At 70.7% G+C, this 21,626-nt stretch carries 18 protein-coding genes; 9 read left to right on the top strand and 9 right to left on the bottom strand.

Annotated features, from left to right (window positions below; all coding sequences use genetic code 11):
- Positions 1 to 7: 7 nt before the first annotated feature.
- From nadD to IU450_RS21150, 6 genes are all read right to left on the bottom strand, one after another.
- Entirely contained in the window at positions 8 to 649 is a 642-nt protein-coding gene (gene nadD, locus IU450_RS21175; RefSeq protein WP_195151481.1) for a nicotinate-nucleotide adenylyltransferase, read from the bottom strand.
- Between the two features lie 97 nt (positions 650 to 746).
- On the bottom strand, positions 747 to 2,792 hold the full coding sequence (locus tag IU450_RS21170; protein ID WP_195151480.1) for a hypothetical protein: 2,046 nt from the start codon (positions 2,790 to 2,792) through the stop codon (positions 747 to 749).
- Between the two features lie 2 nt (positions 2,793 to 2,794).
- Complete coding sequence (locus tag IU450_RS21165; protein ID WP_195151479.1) at positions 2,795 to 4,645, bottom strand: HSP90 family protein; 1,851 nt, start codon at positions 4,643 to 4,645, stop codon at positions 2,795 to 2,797.
- Between the two features lie 178 nt (positions 4,646 to 4,823).
- Positions 4,824 to 6,251: a vWA domain-containing protein gene (locus tag IU450_RS21160; protein WP_195151478.1), complete on the bottom strand. Its 1,428-nt coding sequence runs from the start codon at positions 6,249 to 6,251 to the stop codon at positions 4,824 to 4,826.
- 3 nt (positions 6,252 to 6,254) lie between these two features.
- On the bottom strand, positions 6,255 to 7,136 hold the full coding sequence (locus IU450_RS21155; protein WP_195151477.1) for an AAA family ATPase: 882 nt from the start codon (positions 7,134 to 7,136) through the stop codon (positions 6,255 to 6,257).
- A gap of 90 nt (positions 7,137 to 7,226) precedes the next feature.
- Positions 7,227 to 8,492 carry a glutamate-5-semialdehyde dehydrogenase gene (locus IU450_RS21150; RefSeq protein ID WP_195151476.1) on the bottom strand — a complete coding sequence of 422 codons (1,266 nt, stop codon included), beginning with the start codon at positions 8,490 to 8,492 and terminating at the stop codon, positions 7,227 to 7,229.
- 110 nt (positions 8,493 to 8,602) lie between these two features.
- Between IU450_RS21150 and IU450_RS21145 the strand changes: the two genes are divergently transcribed.
- From IU450_RS21145 to IU450_RS21120, 6 genes are all read left to right on the top strand, one after another.
- Entirely contained in the window at positions 8,603 to 9,481 is an 879-nt protein-coding gene (locus tag IU450_RS21145; RefSeq protein ID WP_195151475.1) for a ribokinase, read from the top strand.
- Positions 9,482 to 9,549: 68 nt separating this feature from the next.
- Positions 9,550 to 10,920: a glutamine synthetase family protein gene (locus IU450_RS21140; RefSeq protein ID WP_195151474.1), complete on the top strand. Its 1,371-nt coding sequence runs from the start codon at positions 9,550 to 9,552 to the stop codon at positions 10,918 to 10,920.
- Entirely contained in the window at positions 10,908 to 12,002 is a 1,095-nt protein-coding gene (locus IU450_RS21135) for an amidohydrolase family protein (protein WP_228834896.1), read from the top strand. Before IU450_RS21140 ends, IU450_RS21135 begins: the two co-directional genes overlap by 13 nt.
- Before the next feature lie 93 nt (positions 12,003 to 12,095).
- Complete coding sequence (locus IU450_RS21130; protein ID WP_195151473.1) at positions 12,096 to 13,319, top strand: RtcB family protein; 1,224 nt, start codon at positions 12,096 to 12,098, stop codon at positions 13,317 to 13,319.
- Between the two features lie 123 nt (positions 13,320 to 13,442).
- Entirely contained in the window at positions 13,443 to 14,375 is a 933-nt protein-coding gene (locus tag IU450_RS21125) for an alpha/beta fold hydrolase (RefSeq protein ID WP_195151472.1), read from the top strand.
- 268 nt (positions 14,376 to 14,643) lie between these two features.
- Positions 14,644 to 16,776, top strand: a complete 2,133-nt coding sequence (locus IU450_RS21120; protein WP_195151471.1) for a RecQ family ATP-dependent DNA helicase — start codon at positions 14,644 to 14,646, stop codon at positions 16,774 to 16,776.
- Positions 16,777 to 17,149: 373 nt separating this feature from the next.
- Here the strand turns inward: IU450_RS21120 and IU450_RS21115 are convergent, their stop codons facing one another.
- Together IU450_RS21115 and IU450_RS21110 are read right to left on the bottom strand one after the other, a co-directional pair.
- Positions 17,150 to 17,458 (bottom strand): hypothetical protein, encoded by a 309-nt coding sequence (locus IU450_RS21115; protein WP_228819801.1) that lies wholly within the window; start codon positions 17,456 to 17,458, stop codon positions 17,150 to 17,152.
- Complete coding sequence (locus tag IU450_RS21110) at positions 17,455 to 17,694, bottom strand: hypothetical protein (protein WP_195151470.1); 240 nt, start codon at positions 17,692 to 17,694, stop codon at positions 17,455 to 17,457. Before IU450_RS21110 ends, IU450_RS21115 begins: the two co-directional genes overlap by 4 nt.
- 138 nt (positions 17,695 to 17,832) lie before the next feature.
- Here IU450_RS21110 and ligD point away from each other — a divergent pair, with 138 nt between their 5' ends.
- Positions 17,833 to 18,810, top strand: coding sequence for a non-homologous end-joining DNA ligase (gene ligD, locus IU450_RS21105; RefSeq protein ID WP_195151469.1), 978 nt, complete (start codon positions 17,833 to 17,835; stop codon positions 18,808 to 18,810).
- 112 nt (positions 18,811 to 18,922) lie between these two features.
- Positions 18,923 to 19,873 carry a D-isomer specific 2-hydroxyacid dehydrogenase family protein gene (locus IU450_RS21100; RefSeq protein WP_195151468.1) on the top strand — a complete coding sequence of 317 codons (951 nt, stop codon included), beginning with the start codon at positions 18,923 to 18,925 and terminating at the stop codon, positions 19,871 to 19,873.
- A gap of 57 nt (positions 19,874 to 19,930) precedes the next feature.
- Here IU450_RS21100 and IU450_RS21095 read toward each other — a convergent pair whose 3' ends face one another.
- Complete coding sequence (locus IU450_RS21095) at positions 19,931 to 20,512, bottom strand: GrpB family protein (RefSeq protein ID WP_195151467.1); 582 nt, start codon at positions 20,510 to 20,512, stop codon at positions 19,931 to 19,933.
- 127 nt (positions 20,513 to 20,639) lie between these two features.
- Between IU450_RS21095 and IU450_RS21090 the strand changes: the two genes are divergently transcribed.
- Complete coding sequence (locus IU450_RS21090; RefSeq protein ID WP_195151466.1) at positions 20,640 to 21,626, top strand: alpha/beta hydrolase; 987 nt, start codon at positions 20,640 to 20,642, stop codon at positions 21,624 to 21,626.

Genomic DNA, 21,626 nt, shown 5'->3' with positions numbered 1-21,626 from the left:
CTCACGCTCAGCTACCTTCCGCTGCTCCGGGCACATACAGGTGCCGCTTCGATATGTACTGCACCACGCCGTCGGGGACGAGGTACCACACCGGCCGGTTCTCGGCGGCGCGGCGACGGCATTCGCTCGACGAGATCGCCAGTGCCGGGATCTCGATCATGGTCACCGCATCGGACGGAAGATCCCGCAGATGCTCCTCGAGATGATCGGTGTTCAGCTCGTACCCCGGACGGCTCACCCCGACGAACTTCGCCAGTTCGAACAGTTCCGCCCAATCCTGCCATGTCAGGATGTTGGCCAATGCGTCCGCACCGGTGATGAAGTACAGCTCGGCGCCGGGATACTGCGATCGCATCTCCCGCAGGGTGTCGACGGTGTAGGTGACCTTGCCGCGGTCGATGTCCGCGCGGCTCACCGAGAACCGGGGGTTGGACGCGGTCGCGATGACGGTCATCAGGTACCGATCCTCGGCCGGGCTGACCTGCTCGTGCGATTTCTGCCACGGCTGTCCGGTAGGGACGAAGATCACTTCGTCCAGGTCGAACCGGTGGGCGACCTCGCTGGCGGCGACCAGGTGCCCATGGTGGATGGGGTCGAACGTGCCGCCCATCACCCCGAGCTTGCGGCCGCGCCGACCTCTCTCGTGCATGACTGCCGAGCTTAACGGGTGGCGTGCGGCCCGCACGGGCCGGTAAGCGAGGCGGGCGCCGAACTGGTGACGCCCGCCCGCACTCCAGCAGCCCCGTTCAGGCGCTGGTCTCCGTGACGCCGCCGATCTCCAGCATTCGGGCCAGCTGATCGCGGGTGTGCGTGAGTTCCTCGGCCGCCTCGGCCGACCGGTCGGCCAGCGCGGCCAGTTCCGCGGTCAGCGCCCGCATCGACGGGAGCCAGCGCCCCGGATCGGCTCCACCGGACACCTGGAGCCAGGCAGCCGACCGCAGGCAGCGCGCCCGCGCCGCCACCTCGCCCAGCCGGGCCGACAGCTCGGCCGCCCGGTGATAGGCCGCCACCGCCTCCTGGTCCTGCCCGCAGTACTCGAGCGCGGTGGCGGCCGACCACGCGAGGTCGGCGTGCAGATCGGTCCGCTCCGGGACGTGCTCGACCAGCCGCGCCCCTTCGAGGAACTGGTGCGCGGCCTCGTGGTGGCGGTCCAGCGCGAGCAGCGATCGGCCGAACTGCGCACGCACAGCCGCCAGTTCGCCGGACGGATACGGGAGAGCCCCGCTGACCAGCGCCTGTTCGAACAGGGCGACCGCCTCGCCGTGCCGCTCGGCGCGGTGGAACGCGCGCGCGGCGACGACGGTGTGGTGCAGCGCGTCCGGCTCGGACAGTCCTTCCCAGCGTGCGGCGGCGCGCACCGCGGCGTCGGCCAGATCGAGCTCGCGGTCCGGCTGACCGGCCACGGCGATGACCAGCTGCGCGCCCAGCCGGGCTGCCTCCTCGCCGGTCAGCACCGGCCTGCCGAGCGCCAGCGCTTCGCGCAGATACGCTTCCGCCTCCTCGGGTGTATCGGCGAGTCGGGCGGCGCCGAGTTCGGACAACCTGCGCACCTCCGCGGCCCGGTCGCCGGAGAAGTCGTCGACCGCTGAACCGGCATCCGGGTCCCTGCCGACGCGGAGTAGCGTCCTGTCGTCAGCCACCGGATCGCTGCCCGACCGAGACAGCGTGCTTTCGTCCGCCACCGGCCCGCCCCCGGCGCGGGGCAACGCGCTGCGGACGCCGAGCGGCAATCGGTCCAGCAGCGGCGCGGCCGCGAGCCGGGCGGCGGTGCGCAGGCTCACCGCGTTGTTGCCGTTGCGGGCGTCGTAGCGCGCGCACAGCGCGCCGATCTCGATCTCCAGCTGCGCACGCACCGATTCCACCGTCCCGTCCGCCAAGGGGAGGTCGCCCAGCCGCAGGGTGACCAACCTGCGCAGCAGCACGCACACGCCGGTCACGAACGCGAGCCGCGCGCCCGCGTCGGCGGCGGAATCGGCCAGCCAGCTCGCGTGTTCGGCGAGGATCTCCAGCCCGCGCGCCTCGTTACCGGTCAGCGCGCAGAATTCCACGTGCAGCGCCACCGACGGACGCAGGTCCTCGGTGTGCCGGACCAAGGGGTACCCGGTCAGGTGCGCACCGCGAGCGGCCGCGACGCGACCGGTGCGCACCAGCGGAAGCAACGCCTCGGCCAGCACGCGGTGTGGTTCTTCGGCGCAGGTGCGCTCGCCGTCGAGTACGGGTCGCCAGTGCGCCAGCCCGGCTTCGTCGTCGCCCAGGTAGACGCTCGTCACGCCCCACTCGCTGCGCTCACAGGCCTCGCAGTCGGACATGCGGTCGCGCGCGGCGGCCATCGCCGCCTCCAGCCAGGTGGCGGCGGCCGCGGTGTCACCGGTCTTGCGGGCGAGTTCGGAGCGCAGCGCCAGCACCGGGCGCGGACTGTAGCCGCGCTGCCGATACCGGCTCTCCAGCTCGCCGAACCAGCGGTCGATCGTGGACAGTGGGATCGACGGGTTGTCGATCATCCCCCAGGTCATCCATTTCAGGTACCAGTGCACCAAATACGTCATCGCGCCCAGTTCGGCGGGGTGATCGTCGTAGATGCGCAGCAACCTGCCGTAGGCGACGGGGACCAGGTCGCGTTCGCCCGCGCTGGTGTAGGACCGTGCCAGTTCCAGCAGCACCCTGCCTTCGAGCGCGCGATCCGACCCCGCCTTCGCCGCGGCGGCCAGGCTCTCCAATCGCTCGGTCCGGGTCCGGCCGTGCGGCAGCGCGCAGACCTGCGTCAGCGTCGCGCCGATCGCGGTGGCGTCCACGTTCACTCCGTCTCTTCGCCGCGGCCCGCGGCGCGTTGCGTGGCCCAGCCGAGGAATTCGCCGAAGGCACGGTTGAGCAGTGCCGTGTCGGCCGCGCTCAGCGGCCGATGCGTCATCAGCAGGGCTTGCCCGTACAGCGATTCCACGGCCGTCTTCAGCAAGCCCGGATCGCCGATGCGGGCCAGTCTGCGCACGATCGGGCTGTGGTGGTTGAGCACCAGCTGGGCGCGCGGCGTGGCGACCGCCAACGCGCCGAGGATCTCGGTCCACAGCTCGTCGGCGCCCTCGGCGGTCTGCGCCCTGGCGCGTTCGTTGCGTGTGGCGCGGCCGTCGAGGTAGAGCGCTGGCACCGAGACCGGGTGGAAGGCGCGCAGGATCACATCGCAGGACAGCGGGTCGAGCGCGGTGCGCGCCACCCCGAGCACCGGGGCCAGCGCCAATTCCTCGCCCGGGTCGACCGGGTCGAGCGCCGCGGTGATCGCGTCGGCGTCCAGTTCCACCACCTCGACGCCCGGCAGCAGCCTGGGCAGTTGCGCGACCAGCTCGCGGTCGTAGGCGTAGCCGCCGTTCACGACGCCGATCCCCTGGGCGGCGGCGGTCGCGGCCACCTGACGGAACTCCTCGACCGTCGCGGTCAGCCGCACGATGCGATGACTACGAGCGAATTCGGTGAGCGGCACCCGTCCGTCGGTTGTCTCGAAGTGCAGGTGCGGCAACATGATCCGCAGCAGGTCGAGGGAGTGCCTGGCCATCGCCTTCACCCCGAGCGCGTGCACGGACAGGAACGCGGCCAGCCGCTGCGGCTGTTCGGCGGCGATCTCCGTGAGCCAGTCGCGAATTCGGTCGCCGAGCACCTCCCGGACCACGGCGAGCCGCTCGTCCTCGTAGAGCCCCTCCCGCGACGCGGTGGGACGCAGCGTGTCGGTGTCGATGACACAGCGCACGAAGAACGCCCACTCCGGCAGCACGCCGCGCACCGCGTCACCCAGCAGCATCCCCTTCAGGTACACCCGATGCGCACTGCTCTCCGACGGGTTCCCCGGTTGGGACAGCACATACGCCACGCCGCTTACTCCGGCCGGACCGGCGTCCAGGTCGATCACATCGAGTGGAGGGAAGCCCAGCGTGTGGTGGCCGTAGTCGAGCAGGGCGATCCGGCGCTCGGCCTGCGTCGGATATGCCCGGCGCCAGACCGGAACGCCGTCGGTGACCGTCGTCACGACGCCGTCCGCCTCCACCGTCACCTCGTAGGGCAGCAGCGACCCGAACTCACGCGCCAGATCGATCACCCGCTGCGGCCGGAACCATGCCTGCGCTCCCCCGCGCGGAGCGAGCCACACCGTGGTGCCCGGCTCGGGATGTTCACTCGGGTCGAGCGAGCGCACCGAGTACGTGCCGTCGGCGGCGGCCAGCCACTCGACGGGCGGTGCGGTCGGGTCGGTGGCCGATCGGGTGACCACCCGGATGGTCTCGGCGACGGTGAAACAAGCCAGCAGGCCGATCCCGAACTGCCCGAGGAACTCGCGTCGTGCGCCTTCGATGTCGTCGCGCTTGGCGGAACGGCCGATGGTGGCGAGGAACCGGTGCACGTCGGCCTCGGTCAAGCCGACACCGGGATCGCTGAGCCGCAGGCCGGACCCGTCTACGGTGAGCCGGATCGCGGTGGGCGCCCCCGGTTCCGACAGGGTGCGCGCGGTGACCGCGTCGACGGCATTCTGCAACAGCTCGCGCAGGTAGACCCGCGGGCTCGAGTAGAGGTGGTGCGAGAGCAGATCGACTATCCCGCGCAGGTCGACCTGGAACGAATAGTTGTTGTGCGCCGCCGCCGGATCGCGCGGCGTTCTGTTCACCATGGCTGCCGATCTTGTCGGCACGTGCCAAAGGTTCCCTTAACGAAGGCTTTCGGTCAGGTGGGGCGTTTGGACTTCGGCAGTTTGCGCACGACGGCGTCGCCCTCTTACGGCTCGTCCTGCCAGGCGCCCGGCTTGGCCAGGCGGTAGCTCAGCAGCGCGGCGTCGTCCATGCTCGGTCCTACACCGGCAACAGCCGGGACACCACCGCGGTGAGCTGTTTCGCCGAGCGGCATTCGTGCATTTCGATGACATCGCGGTACTTGTCCGCGGCGGAATCGCCGGAGCCCCACTGGTCGCGCCGTTCCGGATTGAGCCAGTGCGCGTGCTTGGCGACCCCGACCAGCGACCGGAGGGTGGCCAGTTGCGGGTCTCGGTAGTTCGTGCGAGCGTCGCCGAGGATCAACAGCGAAGTGCGGCTGGTGACGACATCCGAGTAGTCCCTGGCGAACCCGGCCAGCGCGTGGCCGTAGTCGGAGTGCCCGTCCGGGCCCGCGACGTCGGCCTCGGTGAAGATCCTGGTCATCGCCTCTTCGAGCTGGGTGTGCGGATCGAAGAACCGGGTCACCTCGTCGATCTGATCGACGAATGCGAAGATCCGCACCCGGGAGAACTGCTCGCGCAGCGCGCTCACCAGCAGCAGCGTGAAGTTGCTGAAACCGGCCACCGAGCCGGAGACGTCGCACAGCAGCACCAGATCCGGACGGCCGGGCCGCGGCTTACGGTTCACCAGATCGATCGGCACCCCGCCGGTCGACATGGACTTGCGCAGGGTGCGGCGCAAGTCGATCTCGCCGCGGCGGGCGTGCCTGCGTCGCGCGGCCAAGCGCGAGGCCAAGATGCGGGCCAGCCGCTGGACACTGCGTTTGAGCTCGGCGAGTTCGGCCTGGGACGCGCGCAGGAAGTCGACCTCTTCGGCCTGACGGGGGACGCTGTAGCTCGCCACCCGCTCACGGCCGAACCGTTCGGCGGCCCGGCGCTTGGTCTCCGCCTCGACGGAGGCCGTGAAACCTGCGATCCGCTGCCGCGCGGCGCGGCGGGCGATCTCCATGTCGAAATCGCTGGTATCGGGCCCGAGGGACAACCCGGCCAGAATCTTCGCCAGCAGGGTTTGCGGCTGCACCTCCTTCAGCGCTTTGTACGCCGAGAACGACGAGCCGCCCGCGGATTGATAGCGGCCGAGCCGCTCGACCAGTTGCGCGGCCAGCGCCTCCAGCTGCTGGGTCTCGGCCTCCTGCGTGAGCAACTCGGCAAGCAGCTCGCGCAGCGCCGGGATGTCGACATCACCGGTGGGCGTGCGGGGGATCTCGATCTCGTCCTCGGCCGCCGTGCGTTCTCCGAGCGCGACCGGGAACCACAGGTCGAACATCCCGTCGAAGATCGCGCGGTGGGTGGTGCGCCGCAGCAGGGCGCAGGCCAAACCCTCACGCAGGACCTCGCGGTCCATCAGGTCGAGCACGGTCATCACGCGGCCGGCGTCCACCGTCTCCGAAGGCCCGACCGGTATCCCGCGCGCTCGCAGCGCCTCCACGAAGCCGACCAGATGTCCGGGCAGCCCGTGCGGCGCGCTCAGCGGTGCGGCATCCGCGGGGACCGATCCCGCCGCCATGGCTCAGGCCAGCTTCAGTTCGGCCAGCGCGCGCTGATGGTCGCTCTGGTGTTTGAGCACCACGCCGAGGGTGGCGCGCACCGTGGTGTCGTCCAGGTCGCGCAGGCCGAGGGCGAGCAGTGTGCGGCCCCAGTCGATCGATTCCGCGACCGAGGGCAGCTTCTTCAACTGCATCCCGCGCAGCACGTGCACGATCCGCACCAGCTGCGCGGCGACCGCGGCGGACAGCTCGGGCACCCGGCTGGCCAGGATGCGCCGCTCCAGTTCCTCGTCCGGGAAGTCCAGGTGCAGGTAGAGGCAGCGGCGCTTGAGCGCCTCGGACAGCTCGCGGGTGGCGTTCGAGGTGAGCACGACGAACGGCTTGCGGCTGGCGGTGATGGTGCCCAGTTCCGGCACGGTCACCGCGAAATCACTGAGCACCTCGAGCAGCAGCCCCTCGATCTCGACGTCGGCCTTGTCGGTCTCGTCGATCAGCAACACCGTGGGATCGGTGCGCCGGATCGCGGTCAGCAGCGGGCGCGACAGCAGGAACTCTTCGGTGAAGACGTCGGCCTTCGTCTCCTCCCAGTCGTTCTCACTGGAAGCCTGGATGCGCAGGATCTGCTTGGCGTGGTTCCACTCGTACAGCGCGCGGGCCTCGTCGACCCCCTCGTAGCATTGCAATCGCACCAGCTCGGCGCCCGAGGTCTGCGCGACGGCGCGCGCGAGTTCGGTCTTGCCCACCCCGGCCGGGCCCTCGATGAGCAGCGGCTTGCCCAACCGGTCGGCGAGGAACACCGAAGTGGCGGTGGCCTTGTCCGCCAAGTAGCCCGTGCTCGCCAATCGCTCGATCACGTCTTCCACCGACGAGAAGACCGGTTCCTGACCCGTACCGTCCGACACCACGGAGCACCTTCCTTCCAAACCACTCCCCACGCTACGGCAGCGCGGCGCCCGCGCCGACTCGGCGTCGGTGGCGACCGCGGCGCGTGTGGGTCAGACCGGCCGAACCTGGCCTTCGCCCCAGACGATCCACTTGGTAGAGGTCAGTTCCGGCAGGGCCATCGGGCCGCGTGCGTGCAGCTTCTGGGTGGAGATGCCGATCTCGGCGCCGAAGCCGAACTGCTCGCCGTCGGTGAACGCGGTGGAGGCGTTCACCATCACGGCAGCCGCGTCGACGCGGCTGGTGAACTCGCGCGCCGCGGCGAGGTCGGCGGTGACGATGGCCTCGGTGTGGCCGGTGCCCCAGGTGTTGATGTGCTCCACCGCCGCATCCAGGTCGTCGACCACTTTGAGCGCGATGTCCAGGGTGAGGTACTCCTCGCCCCAGTCCGCGTCGGTGGCCGGGACCTGGCCGGGCAGGTCACCGTGGATGGTCACGCCGTGCTTCTCCAGCGCCTCGGTCAGCCGCGGCAGCGCGGTGTCGGCGAGCGCGGCGTCGATCAGGACGGTCTCGGCCGCGTTGCACACGCTGGGACGGCGGGTCTTGGCGTTGATCAGGATCTGCTCGGCCATGTCCAGATCCGCGGCGGCGTGCACGTAGACGTGGCAGTTGCCGGTGCCGGTCTCGATGGTGGGCACCTGGGCGTCGCGGACCACCGCGTTGATCAACCCGGCGCCACCGCGCGGAATGACCACGTCGACCAGGCCGCGAGCCTGGATCAGATGGGTGACGCTGGAGCGGTCCTCGCTGGGCAGCAATTGCACGGCATCGGCCGGGATGCCCTGCGCGGCAAGCGATTCGCGCAGCACGGCGACCAGCGCGGCATTGGAACGGGCAGCCGAGGACGAGCCGCGCAGCAGGGCGGCGTTACCGGACTTGAGCGCGAGACCGAACGCGTCGACGGTGACGTTGGGCCGGGCCTCGTACACCATGCCGACCACGCCGAGCGGAACGCGCACCTGCTTGATCTCCAGGCCGTTCGGCAGGGTCGAGCCGCGGACCACCACACCGACCGGGTCGGGCAGCCCGGCCACCTGACGCAATCCGGACGCGATGCCGTCGATGCGGGCCTTGGTCAGCCGCAGGCGATCCAGCAACGACTCCTCGGTGCCCGCCGCCTGCGCCGCGGCGATGTCCTCGGCGTTGGCGGCGAGGATCCGGTCGGCGGCGGCCAGCAGAGCGTCGGCGGCGGCGTGCAAGGCGTCGTTCTTCTGCGCGGTCGTCAGCTGGGCCAGCACCCGCGACGCGATCCTTGCCTTGCGCGCGGCCTCGTGCACCACCTCGCGAACATCCGGCTGGGCGGTCGTTCCTACCGTCATGCGCTACAGCCTACGCACCCGGTCCGGCGCCGAATCCACCCGCTGGGCGGCCCGGCGACGGCGGTGCGGATGCGTGCGCGAGGCAGGTCCGGCGACTACCGTCCGGCGGTATGACGGCCGAATCGGACGCTCCCGCGATCGTGGTGCTCGGCAGCATCAACATGGACTTGGTGACCACGACCGGACGCAGGCCCGATCCCGGGGAAACGGTGCTGGGCACCGGCTTCGCCATGGTGCCGGGCGGGAAAGGAGCCAATCAAGCCGTCGCGGCGCAGCGCGCTGGTGGCGAGGTGCGTTTTCTCGGAGCGATCGGCACCGACGTCTTCGCCGCCGAACTGCGCAGGACGCTCACCGAGGCCGCGGTGTCCACCGACCGGCTGCGCACCGTCACCGGGCCGAGCGGGGTCGCCACGATCGTGGTCGACGGTGACGGCGAGAACAGCATCATCGTCGTCGGCGGCGCCAACGCGCGAATGACCGGCCTGACCGAGAACGACCTCGCGGCCATCGCGGCGGCCGACATCCTGTTGTGCCAGTTGGAGATTCCGATCGACACGGTGGCCGCCGCGGCGCGCCACGCCAGGGCCAACGGCACGACGGTCCTGCTGAACCCCTCGCCCGTTCGCCGCCTGCCCGCCGAGCTGTGGGCCGATGTCGATGTGGCCGTGGTGAATTCGGGCGAGGCCGAGCGATTGGGCCCCGACCTCGATCCGGTCGCGCACCTGGTCGTCACCCGTGGCGCGGCCGGCGCGGACTACCGCGGACCCGCCGGTGCGCGCCTGTCCCGGCCCAGCCCACGAGTGGACGTCGTGGACACCACCGGGGCGGGCGACGCTTTCACCGGCGCGCTGGCCGCCGCCTGGCATCGCGGTCCGGAATGGGCTCTGACCTGGGCCTGCGCTGCCGGAGCGCTGGCGACCACCAGGCTGGGGGCGAGCAGTTCGATCCCTACCCGCGAAGAGATCACCGCCGCGCTGGCCGCCGAATAGCGCCGCGCGCCGACCCGGCTGCCGGTGCGTCCGAGCCGAGATCGTGGGGCCGCCGATATCGTGGGGGCATGGCCACCACGCCGGATCGCATTCCCGCCGACGGCGACACCGCCCTGATCGACAAGCTGGACGCGGCCATGGTCGCGCTGAGCTTCGTCGACAACGCGGGCATCACACGGGTGAAGGCGGTGCCCAAGCAACGGCTGGACCTCGCGTCCTGGTACGGCGTCGGCGTGTCCCCGTGCTTCGAGACCTTCGCCTTCGACGATCTGATGGCGGTCGGACGCTATCTCGGTGGCCCCGACGGGGATCTGCGGCTGATCCCCGATCTGACCATGCTGACCGAACTGGCCTGCCAGCCCGGCTGGGCGTGGGCGCCCACCGACAAGTACACCCAGGACGGCATCCGCTTCGCCGCCTGCCAGCGCCATTTCGCGGCGCGCCAGGCGGACGCGGCGCAGGCGGCGAGGTTGGGAATATCCATGGCATTCGAGACCGAGTGGTCCGTGGGCCGGGCCGACGACACCGACGGCTTCACCCCCGCGATCCACGGCCCCGCCTACGGCATGGTGCGGCTCGGCCAGGTCGCCGAGTACGCCGCGGACCTGGTCGCGGTGCTGGAACGGCAGGGCATCAGCGTCAACCAGTTCCATCCGGAATACGCGCTCGGCCAACTGGAATTGTCGGTCGAGCCGTCCGAACCGGTCACCGCCGCGGACGAGGCCGTGCTGGTCCGGCACACGATCCGTCAGGTGAGCGCGCGGCACGGCTGGCGGGCGCTGCTGGCGCCGTGCATCGAACCCGGCGGCACCGGCTCCGGCGCGCATCTGCACCTGTCGGTGCACGACGAGCAGGGGCCGCTGTTCGCACACGGTGACGGTCCGCATGGGATGCGGCGGACCGGCGAGGCGTTCCTCGCCGGGATACTGCGGGAGCTCCCCGCGCTGGTCGCGGTCGGCGCGGGCAACCCGGTGAGCTTCCTGCGGCTGGCGCCCTCGCGCTGGGCCGGTGTGTGGCAGTGCTGGGGCCGCGAGACCAGAGAGGCCGCATTGCGCTTCATCACCGGGGTGCGCGGCACCGAGGGCTGGGCGGCCAACGCCGAGATCAAATGCTTCGACGCGACCGGAAATCCGTACCTGATCGTCGGCTCGGTGATCGCGGCCGGACTCGCCGGTGTGGCCGAACAGCTGCGCCTGCCCACCGAAATCACCGGGGACCCGGTGACTTTCGACGCCGAAGCGCTCATGATGTCGGGTGTGCGCCGACTGCCGACCACACCGACCGAAGCCGCCGATCAGCTCGCCGCGTCCCGGGTGCTCGCCGCCGCGATGGGCGCCGAGTTGCACGACGCGCTACTCACCGTGCGGCGCGCGGAAGCCGAGCGATATGCCGAGGCGAGCGCCGAAGAGCTCGTCGCGCTCACGCGTTGGCGGTTCTGAACGTGCTCACCGACGGTGTTCCGCTCACCGACCACCACTGTCACGGCGTCACCATCGAGGGGCTCGACCGTCCCGGCTTCGAGCGCTTGCTCGGCGAAGGCGCCCACGGAAGTTTCGATTCCGCGCTCGGGCTCGCGGTGCGCCGGTGGTGCGCCCCGGCGCTCGACCTGCCCGCCCATGTGAGCCCGGACGTCTACCTCCGTCATCGCGCCCGGCTCGGCGGGCGCGAGGTCGCCGCGCGGCTGCTGCGCGCGACCGGCGTGACCAGGTGGTTCCTGGACACCGGGGTCGGCGGTGGCACAGCCGAGTTCGCCGGCCTGGTGGACGGCGAGGTGCGCGAGATCGTCCGGCTGGAGGAAGTGGCCGAGCGAGTCGTGGCGCAGGTCGGCGCGGTGTCCGGGGTCTACGAGCGGATCGAGGCGGAGCTGCGGGCGCGGGCCGCCCATGCCGTGGGGCTGAAGACGATCGTCGCCTATCGGTGCGGGCTGGATTTCCCGCTGCGCGATCATCCGCCGACCAGTTTCGCGCCCGAGTACCGGCTCACCGATCCGCAGGTACTCGGCTGGCTGGTGGGCCTCGGCGCGCGGATCGGCGCCGAGTTCGGCATCCCCTTGCAGTTCCACACCGGGTTCGGCGACCCCGATCTGCGTCTGCGGCGCGGCGACCCGGCGCTGCTCACCGACTTCCTTCGCCGGACCGCGGGCACCGGCCTCTCGGTATCGCTGCTGCACTGCTGGCCCTTCCATCGCCACGCCGCCTACCTCGCGCACGTCTTCGACCACGTCCATCTGGATCTCGGGCTCACCATCCCGTATGTGGGACAGCGCGCGGGCGCCGTGCTCGCCGAGACGCTGGAACTCGCCCCGTTCCGGTCGCTGCTCTACGCCTCGGACGGTTACGGGCTTCCGGAACTGCACTATCTCGGCGCTCTGCTCTGGCGGCGCGGGCTCGGCAAGCTGATCGACGAGTGGATCGCCGACGACGCGATCACCACCGCCGACGCCGAAGGCCTGGTCGGCGCCATCGCCCACGGCAATGCCGAGCGCGTCTACCGCGCTCGGCTCGCCCCGGCCACCCGCTGACATCCGGGCATTCCGACCGGTTCGATATTCACGTGCGCCGGGTGCGCTCGGTCCCTACCGTTGGAGACGAAGACCGACGAAAGGATCGAGACCATGTTTCCCGTCGAGCTGCGCGGCACCAAGGCGCAGACGCTCATGTGGGCCCACGAGCACGAGGTCGAGCAGACCGCGCTCCAGCAGCTGCGCAACATCGCCGCGCTGAAATGGGTCCACGGCGTCCGCGTGATGCCGGACGTGCACCTCGGCAAGGGGGCCACGGTCGGCTCGGTGATCGCGATGAAGGACGCGGTGTCGCCTGCCGCGGTGGGCGTGGACATCGGCTGCGGCATGGAGAGCGTGCGCACCGACCTCACCGCCGCCGATCTCCCCGACAACTTGCGCTCGCTGCGGTCGCGGATCGAGGCGGCGGTGCCGGTCGGCTTCCAGGCCCACCACGACGCCGTCGACGTCACCCGGCTCGGCGCCCAGGTGGCCGGGCTCGGCGCGAGCACCGCGACACTGCGCGCGGGGTGGGACCGCTTCTGGGGATCGTTCGGCGCGCTGGACGACCGGGTGCAGGCACGAGAGTCCAAGGCGCACAAGCAGATGGGCACGCTCGGTGGCGGCAACCACTTCATCGAGGTCTGCCTGGACCAGGACGACCGGGTGTGGATCCTGCTGCACTCCGGCAGCCGCAACATCGGCAAGGAACTCGCCGAGCGGCACATGGCGATCGCGAGGACGCTGCCGCACAACGTCGACCTGCCCGACCGCGACCTGGCGGTCTTCGTCTCCGGCACGCCGGAGATGGACGCCTACCGGCGTGACCTCACCTGGGCCCAGGAGTACGCGGCGCGCAACCGCGCGGTGATGCTCGCCCTGGTCTGCCGTGCGGTGAGCGCCGAGTTCGCCGCGCGCGGCTTGCGTTTCGAGCAGCCGATCAGCTGCCACCACAATTACGTGGCGGAGGAGATCATCGACGGCGTGCCGATGCTGGTCACCCGCAAGGGCGCCGTGCGGGCGGGAGCGGGCGATCTCGCGCTGATTCCCGGCTCGATGGGAACCCGCTCGTACGTGGTGCGCGGTAAGGGGAATCCCGCTTCGTTCCAGTCCGCCTCGCACGGCGCGGGGCGGCGGATGAGCCGCAACGCGGCCAAGAAGCAGTTCACCGTGGCCGATCTCATCGCGCAGACCGAGGGCGTCGAGTCGCGCAAGGACGCGGGCGTGGTGGACGAGATCCCGGCCGCGTACAAGGACATCGACGAGGTCATCGCGGCACAGCGGGACCTGGTCGACGTGGTCGCGACGTTGCGCCAGGTGCTCTGCGTCAAGGGCTGAACGTCGCGAAGACGTCGCGCCGGGCGAATCGCGCTCGCCCGGCGCGACGTCGCGGTTCAGCGTCGCCGGGAGGTGGCCGAACCCGGTCTGGTCCTCCAGGCGGGTTCCTCGATACCATCGGATATGCCCTTGCGGCCCTCGTTCTTCGCACCCGCTGCGGATTCCGACCCGGCGGCAGGCCCGCCGGAGATTTCCGGCGTGCGGCGGTCGGTGGTGACCGCCCGCGGTGTGCGTTTCCATGTCACCGAAGCGGGCCCGGTGAACGGACGTCCGGTGCTGGCGCTGCACGGCTGGCCCGAGCACCACTACGCCTACCGCCACCTGCTCGCAGCCCCGCCCGACGGACTGCGGATCATCGCGCCCGACCTGCCCGGCTACGGCTGGTCGGGTCCCGCACCGCACCGGTGGGCCAAGGACGACGTCGCCTCCGACCTGCTCGCGCTGCTGGACGCGCTCGGTCTGGACCGCGTCCTGCTGGTCGGCCACGACTGGGGCGGCTATATCGCACACCTGCTCGTGCTGCGCGCGCCGGAACGATTCGACGCCCTGCTCGCGCTCAACATCGCGCACCCATGGCAGACGCCGCGCAGTTTCCTCCCGCACGCGTGGCGGTTCCTGGTCTACCAACCGGCCGTCGCGGCGTTCGGCGACTACCTGCACCGGCGTACCCGCTTCCTGGAGCAGTTCGTCTTCGCCGGCGCCGTCCGTAATCGCGAGGAATTCGGACCCGAGGTGACCCGGGCGTACGCGGATCGTTTCCGCGACCCCGTCTGTGCCCGCACGGCGACCGACACCTATCGCACCTTCCTGCTGCGCGAAGTACCCCGGTCGGCCGGACGCGGCGAACGACGCCGGGCGACGGTCCCGATCCGCGCCCTGTTCGGTGTCCAGGACGCGGCGATCCATCCGTCGCTCGCGGCCGAGGAGACCGCCCGCGCCGACGACTACCGCCTGGAACTGGTCGAGAACTGCGGACACTTCATCGCCGAGGAGCGTCCGGACCTGGTCCGCGCCCGGCTGGTCGAACTGGCGGCGGAGACCGCGCGACCTGCCTGAGCACGACCGTCGTCCTGGCCGCGCGATTGGCCCGCATGCGCGCCGCCCGAACGTCACATTGGCCGCTTATCGAGCGCCGCAATCGGGGTTGCTCGCGCATACGCCCCGTTCCCGGTCGGCGTGACTGCCTCGCCCCTAGCGCCGACTCGATGTTCGCTCGGCCGGCGGCAGTCGGAACGGGCGCCGCCCTCACCGGACCACTGGCAGGTACGTCCGGCCGCACAGCAACGGTCGGGCGCGGGCTCACCTGTCGGCGCCGTCGGGCACGATGGAGCGCATGACCACGGCCACCGGCGCGTCCTCGATCGACCTCACGGCCCCCGATCTGCGCGAGCACGCCGAACAGCTGTTGCGCGAACTGGCCGGGGCCGGCGCCGCGCTGCGCGAGGACCAGTGGACCGCCATCGAGGCGCTCGTCGTCCGGCGGCGCAGGGCGCTGGTCGTGCAGCGCACCGGCTGGGGCAAGTCGGCGGTGTACTTCATCGCCGCCAAGCTGCTGCGCGGGGCCGGGCGCGGGCCGACGGTGATCGTGTCGCCGCTGCTCGCGCTGATGCGCAACCAGGTGGCGGCGGCGCAGCGTGCGGGGGTGGTGGCCGCCACCATCAACTCGGGCAACGTCACCGAGTGGGACGAGATCCACGCACAGGTCGCGGCGGGCGCGGTCGACGTCCTGCTGGTCAGCCCGGAACGGCTGAACAACCCGGACTTCCGGGACCAGGTGCTGCCCCGGCTCGCGGCCGACGCCGGACTGGTGGTGATCGATGAAGCGCACTGCGTGTCGGACTGGGGACACGACTTCCGGCCGGACTACCGGCGCATCCGGACGCTGATCGCCGACCTCGGCTCCGACGTCCCGGTGCTGGCCACCACCGCGACCGCCAACGACCGGGTGGTCACCGACGTCGCCACCCAGATCGGCACCGACACCTTGGTACTGCGCGGCACGCTGGACCGCGAGTCGCTGCACCTGTCGGTCGTCCGCTTCGACGACGCCGTGGAACGCACCGCCTGGCTCAGCGGCCACCTGCGCCGGCTGCCCGGCTCGGGCATCGTCTACACCCTCACCGTCGCCGCCGCGCACGATCTGGCCGACGTGCTGAACTCCCACGGCCACACCGTCGCCGCCTACACGGGCCAGACCGACCCCACCGAACGCGAGGCGCTGGAGGCGGCGCTGCTGAACAACGAGGTGAAGGCGCTCATCGCCACCTCCGCGCTCGGCATGGGATTCGACAAACCCGATCTCGGGTTCGTGGTGCACGTCGGCGCGCCCTCCTCGCCCATCGCCTACTACCAGCAGGTGGGGCGCGCCGGGCGCGGCACGGACCGGGCCGAGGTGGTCCTGCTGCCCGGCCCCGAGGACGCCCGGATCTGGAGCTACTTCGCCTCCGTCGCCTTCCCGCGTGAGCACATCGTGCGTGCCGTGCTCGATGCGCTGGACTCCGACCGCGCGCTGTCCACCGCGGCCTTGGAGCCGCTGGTGGAACTGAACCGCTCCCGGCTGGAAATGGTGCTGAAGGTGCTCGACGTGGACGGCGCGGTACGCCGCGTGCGCGGCGGCTGGATCGCCACCGGCGAGCCGTGGACCTACGACACCGAGCGCTACGAGCGGCTGTCCATCGCGCGCGAGGCCGAGCAGCAGGCCATGATCGACTACCAGTCGACCGCCGACTGCCGCATGGAGTTCCTGCGCCGCCAGCTCGACGACCCTGGCCTTTCCGCGGGATCCGCCGATTCACCCGGGTGCGGCCGCTGCGACAACTGCACCGGCAGCCGCCCCGACCGCACCGTGGCCGCCGAAGCGGTCGCCGCGACCAAAGCCCGGCTCGACCGCCCCGGCATCGATCTCGCACCGCGCAAGCAGTGGCCCACCGGCATGGCCAAGCTCGGAATCCCGCTGTCCGGCAAGATCACCAGCGGCGCCGAGACCGGTCGCGTGCTCGGCAGGCTGACCGACCTCGGCTGGGGGCAGCGGCTGCGAGTGCTGCTCGACGGGCCGGACGACCCGGTGCCCGACGCCGTCTTCGACGCCTGCATCGCCGTTCTGCGGGAATGGGACTGGGCCGCGCGCCCGACCTCGGTGCTCGCGATGGAATCCCCGCGCTACCCCGTGCTCACCGCCACCCTCGCCGCCCGGCTCGCCGAGGTCGGCCGTCTGCACGACCTCGGCACGCTGCGCACTCGCCCGGGCAGGCCGCCGGTCTCCGCGGCCAATTCCGCGCATCGCGTCGCCGGACTGTTCGACTCGTGGGAGATCCCCGACCTCACCCAGGTGTCCGGTCCGATCCTGCTCGTGGACACCGTCACCGACACCGGCTGGACCTTCACCGTAGCCGCCCACGCGCTCCGCGCGGCCGGAGCCGACGCCATCCTGCCGTTCGCCCTGGCCACCCCGACATAACGACGACCCTCGGCAGACGCGGGCCGGTCTCCTGCCCCAGACATGTTGCACCGCACCGTCGAACACGCTCACCGGCGTCCATCGGGTGTGCCTGCGACGAGTCCCCCACCTCCTCCCAGCCGCAAGTCTCGAACGAAGCGACAAGCGAGGTTTGCGCGCGCTTCGCCCACCATGGACGTCCAAGTAATCGAAATTCCGTGACGAAGCACAAGTGCCGACCCCACCCCGCCCTGACGATGGCAAAAAACAGGCCGCGAGGCTCACCGCCTACGCACCACACCAGCTCAGCCGCTGGTTTCGAGCGAAGCGAGACCGAGCATGCGCCGTTCGCGGCCCAGCGCCGCAGGCGCCGGCGATACAAGCAGCGCTGCAATCAAAGACTCAGCGTCGCCCGCAAGCGCGCGTCGAGGGATTCCGTCTCGGCCTGGGTGAGCACACCGAGGTGTTCGGTGAGCCAGGGTCGGTAGGCGCGGTGCAGTTTCAGGGTGTCAGCCCAGCCGTGCTCGGTGTGGGTGGCCAGCACGTGGCCGGGGTCGGCGTCGCGCAGCGGGACGACTTGCAGCCAGCGATAGCGCGAGGTGATCACCGCCGAGTCGGACACCAGCACGACCGTCATGCGTCGCGGGAAAGGGGTGCCGTCGCTGAGCGTGGGGGCGTAGCGCCAGATCTCACCGCGTCTCATGCGGCGCCGCTGGCGTCGTCTTCGGCGGCCTGGGTGAGCGTGACGTCGTCGTAGGCGGCGGCCAGCTCGGCCGCGTCGTCGATGGCCAGCGCCGTCAGGCTGTCGTGCACGAGCGTGGTGCGCAGCGCGGCGTTGATCACCGCCGACAGACTGCGGTTCTGGCGGTCGGCGACCTCCCTGGCCCACTCGGCCACCTGCGGATCCAGCGTGACGGTCACGCGCGTCGCCTTGCTCATATTGGTATGCATACCAGAGCGGTGCGACGACCGGAACCGGCCCGAGGCGCCCGCTGTGGGAATGCCTCGCCATCGCCGCGCTGCGCCTCCTGGCGCTTCGGGCCGCCCCCGTCCGGCTCCGCCTATTAAGGTCGATTCGTGGCAAGCAAATCCGCGGGGTCGGCGATCGAACTCGAGGTCGACGACCACACGATCCGTATCTCCAATCCGGACCGGGTCTACTTCCCGGAGACCGGCGCGACCAAGCTCGACTTGGTGCAGTACTACCTGAGCGTCGGCGACGGCATCGTCAACGCGCTGCGCAACCGGCCCTGCATGCTGCACCGGTTCCCCAAAGGACTCGCGGGCGACAAGGTGCACCAGAAGCGGCTTCCCGCGGGCGCGCCGGACTGGATTCCCACTGTGCGGGTGTACTTTCCGCGCTACGGCAGGCACGCCGACGAGCTGTGCGTCGAGAAGCTCGCCGACGTCGTCTGGGCGGTGCAGATGTCGACGGTCGAGTTCCATCCGTGGAATTCCCGCGCCGCCGACACCGAGCGCCCCGACGAGTGGCGCATCGACCTCGACCCGATGCCGGATTGCCCGTGGTCGCGGGTGCAGCGCGTCGCCGGAGTGGTGCACGAGGTGCTCGACGAGATCGGCGCCGTCGGATGGCCGAAGACCTCCGGCGGCAAGGGCCTGCACGTGTACGTGCGGATCGCGCCGGACCGAGGTTTCCAGGATGTGCGCCGCGCGGCGCTCGCCTTCGCCCGTGAAGTCGAGCGCCGCGCCCCCGAGGACGTGACCACCACCTGGTGGCGCCGCGACCGCGATCCGAAGCTGCTGTTCGTCGACTACAACCAGAACGCCCGCGACCACACCATCGCCGCCGCCTACTCCGTGCGCGGCGTCCCGTCCGCCACGGTCTCCACCCCGGTACGCTGGGACGAAATTCCCGACATCGATCCGCGCGATTTCACCATGTCCACCGTTCCCGCTCGCTTCGCCGAACTCGGCGATCTGCACGCGGGCATGGACGACGCGGTGTTCCACCTGGATCCTCTCCTGGAGTGGGCCGAGCGGGACAAAGTGGACGTGGAGCTCGACGAGGAGCAGACCGATCGGCGCGAGGCCTAGCACCGCGCCGGACCGGTGTCCCGCGACCGGTTGTCGCACGCCCGGCGGTGCTACGGTCGCAACGTCCGTCCCGCTCGCGACCACGTCCTACTGCTCCGAAGGAGGTCCGTCCATGAACCGACCGGCAGCATCCATCGCGATCGGCCCCACCGACCCTCCTCCCACCCTGGTGGAGAAGGCCGTGCTGGAGGCGGGCGCCGTGGTCTCCGGCCTCGACGAGGCGCAGGGGCTGATCTGGGTCGGTGGCACCGACGAGTTCCCGGACGACTTGCCCGCCCGCGTGGAGTGGGTGCAGCTGCCGGCCGCGGGCGTCGAGGACTGGTTCACCGCGGGCATCATCGCCCGGCATCCCCGTGTCCGGTTCACCTCGGCCGCAGGCGCTTTCGCGGCGAGCGTGGCCGAGCACGCGCTCATGCTGCTGCTCGCGGGCGTCCGATACCTGCCCGAGCACCTGCGCGCGACGGACTGGCGGCAACAGGACTTCTTCCCACACGTCGGCACGCTGCGCGGCAAGACGGTGACGATCGTCGGCGCGGGCGGCATCGGCCGAGCGCTGATCCCGATGCTGATCCCGCTCGGCGCGCACATCATCGCGGTCAACCGCAGCGGGCGACCGGTCACCGGCCCGGGCATTCCGTCGTCGGTCGAGACGATTTCCGCCGATCGTCTCGGCCGGATCTGGCCGCACACCGATCACGTGGTCATCGCCGCGCCCGCCACGCCAGCCACCAGGAAACTCGTCGGTGCGGACGAACTCGCGCGACTCAAGCCGTCCTCGTGGATCGTCAACGTCGCGCGCGGCAGCCTCGTCGACACCGACGCGCTGGTGGCGGCGCTGTCCTCCGGCGCGATAGGCGGCGCCGCGCTCGACGTCACCGACCCCGAGCCGCTCCCGGCGGGGCACCCGCTCTGGAAGCTGCCGAACGCCATTGTCACACCGCATGATTCGAACCCGCCGCAGCTGCGGCTCGCGGCCTTCGCCGATCACGTCGAGGCGAACGTGAAACGATTCCTCGACGGAGCGGAGCTGCTGGCGCCGATCGATCCCGCGCGCGGGTACTGACGAAAACACCTCGGCGACAGCAACATCCGCGCCCGCGCGGGGCGCGCGTCGTGACCGTCAGCCGGACTGCGCCCGGCCGAGGATTTCCTCGATGACCGCGCTCTTGGCGTTGGCGTAATGCTGGACGAACTTCCAGTCACGTTGCGCGAGCTGACGTTTGATCCGCTCGTAGTACTCGCGGTCGCTGTCGTCGGTGCGCAGCCGGTCGCGGAAGGCCAGAATCCGCTCGATCTCCGGCGCGCCCGACTCCGGCGAGAGCACGTGCAGGTTCACGTCCCGCGTGGCACCGGTGTCCACCCGGCGGACGAGACAGCGATGCTGATACCAGTCGGGCTGCCGGATCCGCAACGCGTACCCGGCAGCCTCGAGAGCCGGAACGTAGGCCGCCTCGTCGGCGGTGTCCGCAACCAGCAGCAGAATGTCGATCAACGGCTTGGCCGCGAGACCGGGCACCGACGTGGAGCCGGTGTGCTCGATCCGCAGAACCGCTGCCCCTAGCGCCGCGCGAATGACGGCTTCCTCTTCGGCGTACCAGTTCGGCCACGCAGGGTTGTATTCCTCGAGAACCACCTTGACCGCGTACGGCCGCAAATCGCCCACGGTCGCGGCAGCGATCCCGTCGTCGTCCAAAGTCGCCACACGTCACTGTACGACCGGAGTTTCCCCCGTTCAGGCGGCTTGATGGTGTGCGGACACAGGCGCACCCAATCAGCCTCTTAGAAATGTGCCATTGACAACTGGCACATTGTTGACTGATTCTGAACGCATGACAAGGTCAACGCGGACCTCAGTACCCGGTGTCCCCGCCGCGCCCTCGGCACGCGCCACTGTGGCCGCGGCGGCCACTCGACTCGCCCTGCGTCCGCTGAACTGCGCGGTTCCGATGAACACGCCGGGCGTCTGGTTCGCACGCAAGCTGATCGCCACCTTGATGACCGTCGGCGGTCCGGTTCCACCCGGGACGTCCGTGACGCAGGTCCGGTCCGGAGCGGTACGCGGCGAATGGGTGCGGGCGGCCGGCGTGCCGTTCGGGACGCGAGCGGTCTACTACATCCACGGCAGCGGCTATGTGATCTGCTCGGCTCGTACGCATCGCGCTCTCGCCGCTCGGCTTTCGGCGAAGACCGGGCTTCCGATCTTCCTCACCGACTACCGCCTCGCGCCCGAACACCGGTTCCCCGCCGCGGCCGACGACGTCGAGGCAGGCTACCGGTGGCTGCTCGGCCGTGGCATCGCCGCGGAAGACCTGGTGATCGCCTGCGATTCCGCAGGCGGGCACCTCGCACTCGACCTGCTCGTGGAGAACGGACGACAGCGGCGGCCCCAGCCCGCGGCGGTCGCGATGTTCTCCCCGCTGCTGGACCTGACCCTCAGCCTGGCCGCCGAGCAGGAACGCGTCCGGACCGATCCGCTGATCTCCGCCGCCGCGGCGAGCAGGCTGCCCGCGTCCTACACCACGGGGCACCCGGCCGACGCACCGCGCCTGCGACTGTCCGTACCGCACGGCCTGCCCCTGCCGCCGATCCTGGTGCAGGTGGGCGGCACCGAGATGCTCGGCGCCGACGCGCGAGCGCTGTGCGAAATGGTCCGGCGCGCGGGCGGCAGCTGCGAACTCGAGGTCTGGCCGGGGCAACTGCACGTCTTCCAGGCCCTTCCCCTGGTGGTGCCCGAGGCCGATCAGGCCCTCGCCCGCGCCGCCGACTTCCTGCGCGCGGCGCTGGTCGCTACCTCCGGCACGGAAAAGGTGAGTTGA

It is taken from the genome of Nocardia abscessus, assembly GCF_015477775.1.
In the GTDB taxonomy this organism is placed as follows: Bacteria; Actinomycetota; Actinomycetes; order Mycobacteriales; family Mycobacteriaceae; genus Nocardia; species Nocardia abscessus_A.
The sequence above is the reverse complement of the archived record's forward strand: the minus strand, read 5'-3'. Positions and strand labels throughout refer to the sequence as shown.

Bases quoted from the DNA above. Each gene is read 5' to 3' on its own strand.
- nadD (WP_195151481.1), bottom strand. From the start codon at position 649: ATGCACGAGAGAGGTCGGCGCGGCCGCAAGCTCGGGGTGATGGGCGGC.
- IU450_RS21165 (WP_195151479.1), bottom strand. From the start codon at position 4,645: ATGGTGAACAGAACGCCGCGCGATCCGGCGGCGGCGCACAACAACTAT.
- IU450_RS21160 (WP_195151478.1), bottom strand. From the start codon at position 6,251: ATGGCGGCGGGATCGGTCCCCGCGGATGCCGCACCGCTGAGCGCGCCG.
- IU450_RS21150 (WP_195151476.1), bottom strand. From the start codon at position 8,492: ATGACGGTAGGAACGACCGCCCAGCCGGATGTTCGCGAGGTGGTGCAC.
- IU450_RS21145 (WP_195151475.1), top strand. From the start codon at position 8,603: ATGACGGCCGAATCGGACGCTCCCGCGATCGTGGTGCTCGGCAGCATC.
- IU450_RS21140 (WP_195151474.1), top strand. From the start codon at position 9,550: ATGGCCACCACGCCGGATCGCATTCCCGCCGACGGCGACACCGCCCTG.
- IU450_RS21130 (WP_195151473.1), top strand. From the start codon at position 12,096: ATGTTTCCCGTCGAGCTGCGCGGCACCAAGGCGCAGACGCTCATGTGG.
- IU450_RS21125 (WP_195151472.1), top strand. From the start codon at position 13,443: ATGCCCTTGCGGCCCTCGTTCTTCGCACCCGCTGCGGATTCCGACCCG.
- IU450_RS21120 (WP_195151471.1), top strand. From the start codon at position 14,644: ATGGAGCGCATGACCACGGCCACCGGCGCGTCCTCGATCGACCTCACG.
- IU450_RS21115 (WP_228819801.1), bottom strand. From the start codon at position 17,458: ATGAGACGCGGTGAGATCTGGCGCTACGCCCCCACGCTCAGCGACGGC.
- IU450_RS21110 (WP_195151470.1), bottom strand. From the start codon at position 17,694: ATGAGCAAGGCGACGCGCGTGACCGTCACGCTGGATCCGCAGGTGGCC.
- IU450_RS21100 (WP_195151468.1), top strand. From the start codon at position 18,923: ATGAACCGACCGGCAGCATCCATCGCGATCGGCCCCACCGACCCTCCT.
- IU450_RS21090 (WP_195151466.1), top strand. From the start codon at position 20,640: ATGACAAGGTCAACGCGGACCTCAGTACCCGGTGTCCCCGCCGCGCCC.